This window comes from Streptomyces sp. ST2-7A (assembly GCF_021390475.1).
GTDB lineage: Bacteria > Actinomycetota > Actinomycetes > Streptomycetales > Streptomycetaceae > Streptomyces.
The window spans coordinates 1-5,113 of the sequence record NZ_JAJUWS010000079.1 but is presented as its reverse complement, the minus strand read 5'-3'; the positions used below and the strand labels follow the sequence as shown (position 1 = coordinate 5,113).

4 protein-coding genes are annotated in these 5,113 nt (G+C 69.3%); 3 read left to right on the top strand and 1 reads right to left on the bottom strand.

Going from position 1 to position 5,113, the window contains the following annotated elements:
• Positions 1-77: 77 nt before the first annotated feature.
• Positions 78-623 carry a hypothetical protein gene (locus LZF96_RS26230; RefSeq protein ID WP_233877356.1) on the bottom strand — a complete coding sequence of 182 codons (546 nt, stop codon included), beginning with the start codon at positions 621-623 and terminating at the stop codon, positions 78-80.
• 335 nt (positions 624-958) lie between these two features.
• Here LZF96_RS26230 and thyX point away from each other — a divergent pair, with 335 nt between their 5' ends.
• From thyX to LZF96_RS26215, 3 genes are all read left to right on the top strand, one after another.
• Positions 959-1,645, top strand: a complete 687-nt coding sequence (thyX, locus tag LZF96_RS26225; protein ID WP_233877358.1) for an FAD-dependent thymidylate synthase — start codon at positions 959-961, stop codon at positions 1,643-1,645.
• A gap of 279 nt (positions 1,646-1,924) precedes the next feature.
• Entirely contained in the window at positions 1,925-2,824 is a 900-nt protein-coding gene (gene dapA, locus LZF96_RS26220) for a 4-hydroxy-tetrahydrodipicolinate synthase (RefSeq protein WP_233877354.1), read from the top strand.
• A 232-nt stretch (positions 2,825-3,056) separates the two neighbouring features.
• Positions 3,057-4,742, top strand: coding sequence for a ribonuclease J (locus LZF96_RS26215; protein WP_233877352.1), 1,686 nt, complete (start codon positions 3,057-3,059; stop codon positions 4,740-4,742).
• The last annotated feature ends 371 nt before the right edge of the window (positions 4,743-5,113 follow it).

The window sequence follows — 5,113 nt, the reverse complement described above, 5'->3', positions numbered from 1 at the left end:
GCCGGGGCGAACGCGTTCGCCCCGGCCCCGCCCCCCACCCCGTCGGTCGCGCCGGTGGGCCCCACCGGGAGCGCGGCTCAGCGGTGCTCGGCGGCCCAGGCCTCGATGACGTCGGCGGCCCGGTCGAAGGCCTCCCGGCGGGTGAGGAAGTCCGAGTTGTGATCGGTCAGCAGGGGGCGCATGACACCGCCCCGTCGTCGCTCGATCACCAGTGCCTGACCCTGCACGGTGCGGGGCAGCCCCAACCACTTCACCGGCTGCTGGGCGGTCCACACCTGCCCGACGTCCCGCCACCGCAGGGTGCTGGTCATCAGCAGGTTCACCTGGCGAAGTCCGCGAGGGCTCACCCAGATGCCGATGCGCAGCATCCGCAGGGCGAAGGCCACCCCCACCAGACCGATGCAGAGGGTCAGGACGGCACCCGAGGGGGCGCCGGCGAGAGCGATGATCGTGGCGGAGAGCAGCACGTAGCCGGAGAGCAGCAGGATCACCGCGGCGATGCCGACCCGCCAGGGACCGGGCCGGTAGGGACGCCGCCAGGAATCGGACGCGGTGTGGGGGAGGGGCAGGTCGCGGGTCGAATCCTCGGTGCCACGATCGGCCGACATGATGGTCAGGGGCACGGCTGTCCTCGCTCGTGGTGCGGTTGACACGGTTGCTGCCCGGTGAGATTACCGTGTGTTCGGTCCGGTCAGGACGATCAGGAGTGGCGTCGTTCGGACGGCTGTTCACGGATTACCGGCTCCCACCCCACCCGGCCCCGGCCGTTCTCCGGGGCCTAGGCTGGAGCCCTGACCGCACGATCGACCGCCGCCGGGCCGACCACCCCCGGCGACCTGCCGGAAGGAATCATTCGGTGACCGACGCAGCCCTCCCGGAGGAGAGTCCGGCGACAGGAAGCGCCGCCGGGGACGACGGACCGCCGTCCGTCGCCCCCCGCTTCCGGAGCGACGTCACCGTGCGGGTGGTCCGGCACGCGGCCTCGGACCGGGACGTGCTGTGGGCGGCCCGGGTCTCCACCGCCGGCGAGGAGTCGCTGGCGGAGTTGGACCGGGATCCGGAGCGGTCCAGGGGACTGATCAACTTCCTGATGCGGGACCGCCACGGCAGCCCTTTCGAGCACAACTCGATGACCTTCCTGGTCACCGCGCCCATCTTCGTCTTCCGGGAGTTCCACCGGCACCGGGTCGGCTGGTCCTACAACGAGGAGAGCGGGCGCTACCGTCGCCTGGAGCCGGTCTTCTACGTCCCCGACGAGAACCGGAACCTGGTGCAGCGGGGCCGCCCCGGTCAGTACGAGTTCGTTCCCGGTACCCCCGACCAGCACAAGAAGGTCCGCGAGGCGATGGAGGACTCCTATCGCCGGTCCTACGCGGCCTACCTGGAGATGCTGGAGGCGGGCGTCGCCCGCGAGGTCGCCCGAGCCACCCTGCCGGTGGGGCTCTTCTCCTCCATGTACGCCACCTGCAACGCCCGCTCATTGATGCACTTCCTGGGGCTGCGCACCCGGCACGAGCTGGCCAGGGTGCCCTCCTTCCCCCAGCGGGAGATCGAGATGGTGGCCGAGTTGATGGAGACGGAGTGGGCCCGGTTGATGCCGCTGACCCACACCGCCTTCAACGCCAACGGCCGCGTGGCCCCCTGAGCCGTTCGGGGGAACGGCGGATTCCTCCGCACGGGGTGGGTGAGGGCGCGGCGGTGACCGGGACACCGTGGTCGCGGCGGTCCGTCCGGAGCGGCGGATCGGGCGAAGGGCGGGCGCACATTGATGATCAGGTGTCCGCATTGCCACTTTTTGCGAAGTTCGTCTACTCTGAACAAACGGACCCGGCACTGTATGAACCCCCGAGCAGACAGTGCCGGGCTCCGTGGCTTCCGTACCCGATGCGCCCCGGGGGACGAATCTGCGAGTAGCGTGGGAACCATGGCTCCGACCTCCACACCGCAGACCCCGTTCGGGCGCGTGCTGACCGCGATGGTCACCCCGTTCACCCCGGACGGCGAACTCGATCTCGACGGCGCCCAGCGCCTGGCCGACCACCTCGTCAACGCCGGTAACGACGGTCTCATCGTCAACGGCACCACGGGTGAGTCCCCCACCACCACCGATCGGGAGAAAGCCGACCTGGTCCGCGCGGTCGTGGAGGCCGTCGGGGACCGTGCCCACGTGGTGGCCGGAGCCGGCACCAACGACACCCGCCACAGCATCCACCTCGCCCGTGCGGCGATGGAGGCCGGGGCCAACGGCCTGCTGGTCGTCACCCCCTACTACAGCAAGCCGCCGCAGGAAGGGCTCTACCAGCACTTCGCCGCCGTCGCCGACGCCACCGACCTGCCGGTGATGCTGTACGACATCCCCGGCCGCAGTGGCGTGCCGATCAACACCGATACCATGATCCGGCTGGCCGAACACCCGCGCATCGTGGCCAACAAGGACGCCAAGGGCGACCTCGGCCGCGCCAGCTGGGCGATCGCCGCCACCGGCCTGGCCTGGTATTCCGGCGACGACATGCTCAACCTGCCGCTGCTCGCCGTCGGCGGCGTCGGCTTCGTCTCCGTCGTCGGCCACGTCGTCACCCCCGAACTGCGCGCGCTCGTCGACGCCCACATCGGCGGCGACGTCACCAAGGCCACCGAGATCCACCAGAAGTTGCTGCCGGTCTTCACCGGCATGTTCCGCACCCAGGGTGTGATCACCAGCAAGGCCGCCCTCGGGCTCCTCGGACTCCCCGGTGGGCCCCTGCGTCTACCCCTGGTGGGCATCACGGAGGAGGAGACGGAGCAGCTCAAGCGGGATCTCACCGCCGGCGGGGTACAGCTCTGATCGACGGTCCCCGCCGCACCACGCACTTCACAACTGAACATCGGGAGAACCGATCCCCACCCGGGGATCACGACCGAACGGCGACCGGCCCGTCGGCCACCCGCCCATCCGGACACGATTCCGGACGGATCGGGGGGACCGACACCCCGTCGCGCACACCACCGCACATGTACACAGTCATGCGCGCCGGGCGCCCCGAGAGGCGACCGGCGCGTGTGGTGAGGAGAGACTTTTGAGTCACCCGCATCCCGAACTGGGCACCCCGCCGGCCGTCCCCGAGGGTGGCCTGCGCGTCACGCCACTGGGTGGTCTCGGCGAGATCGGCCGCAACATGACCATCATCGAGTACGGCGGACGCCTGCTCGTGGTCGACTGCGGTGTCCTCTTCCCCGAGGAGGAGCAGCCCGGTATCGACCTGATCCTGCCCGATTTCACGGCCATCAGGGACCGGCTCGACGACATCGACGCCATCGTCCTGACCCACGGCCACGAGGACCACATCGGCGGTGTCCCCTACCTCCTGCGGGAGAAGCCGGACATCCCGCTGGTCGGTTCCAAGCTGACCCTCGCGCTCATCGAGGCCAAGCTCCAGGAGCACCGGATCCGTCCCTACACCCTCGAGGTGAAGGAGGGCGGACGGGAACGCCTGGGCCCCTTCGACTGCGAGTTCATCGCCGTCAACCACTCCATCCCCGACGCCCTCGCGCTCGCCATCCGCACCGACGCCGGGCTCCTCGTCCACACCGGCGACTTCAAGATGGACCAGCTTCCGCTCGACGGCCGCCTCACCGACCTGCGGGCCTTCGCCCGCCTCGGTGAGGAGGGCATCGACCTGATGCTGTGCGATTCCACCAACGCCGAGGTCCCCGGTTTCGTGGCCCCGGAACGGGACATCTCCAACGTCCTGCGCCAGGTCTTCTCGGGCGCGCGGCACCGCATCATCGTGGCCAGCTTCGCCAGCCACATCCACCGCATCCAGCAGATCGTGGACGCCGCGCACGAACACGGCCGTCGAATCGCCTTCGTGGGCCGTTCCATGGTCCGCAACATGGGGATCGCCCGGGACCTGGGGTACCTGAAGGTGCCCGCCGGCCTCCTGGTCGACGTCAAGGCGCTGGACGACCTCCCCGAGCACGAGGTGGTCCTGATCTGCACCGGTTCCCAGGGCGAGCCGATGGCCGCGCTGTCCCGGATGGCCAACCGGGACCACCAGATCCGGATCAAGCCGGGCGACACCGTCATCCTCGCCTCCTCGCTCATCCCGGGGAACGAGAACGCCGTGTACCGGGTGATCAACGGCCTGACCCGGTGGGGCGCCAACGTCGTCCACAAGGGGAACGCCAAGGTCCACGTCTCGGGCCACGCGTCGGCGGGCGAACTGCTGTACTTCTACAACATCTGCCAACCGCGCAACCTCATGCCGGTGCACGGCGAATGGCGCCACCTGCGGGCCAACGCCGAACTCGGTGCCCGGACCGGCATCCCCGAGGACCACATCGTCATCGCCGAGGACGGGGTCACGGTGGACCTCGTGGACGGTCGGGCGCGCATCTCCGGCAAGGTCCCGGCGGGGTACGTGTACGTGGACGGCCTGTCGGTCGGTGACGTGACCGAGGCCAGCCTCAAGGACCGCCGCATCCTCGGTGACGAGGGGTTCGTGTCGATCTTCATCGTCGTGGACAGCAACTCGGGGAAGATCGTCAGTGGACCGACGATGCAGACCCGCGGCTCCGGTATCGGCGATGCCGACTTCCAGAAGGTGATCCCGAAGATCGAGGAGGTGCTGTCGAAGTCGGCGCGCGACGGCGTCACCGAACCGCACCAGCTGCAGCAGTTGGTGCGGCGCGCCGTTGGTAAGTGGGTCTCCGACACCTACCGCCGGCGCCCGATGATCCTGCCCGTCGTCATCGACGTCTGACGGACCGTCCGACCCGCTCCCCGGCCCCGGTGATCGGTCGGATCCGCCCGAACCCGGCGGTTCCCGGTCCCGTCCCGGACCACGGATCGCGGAGCGGGGCCCCGGATTTGCATCCGGGCGCCCCGCTCCAGTACGTTTACGACACCGCCGCAACGGGAAGCCCGGACAGCCCAGCTGTCCCGCCGACCGGGAGTCGGAGCCCTGAACCGCCGGTCACGGCAAGGGAATTGGCTCTGATAGGGTGGGAAACACCGAAGGGAAGCGCCCGGAGGAAGAACCGGCCGAATGGTCGGGGGATTCCGAAGGAAGCGTCCGTTCCTTGAGAACTCAACAGCGTGCCAAAAGTCAACGCCAGATATGTTGATACCCCG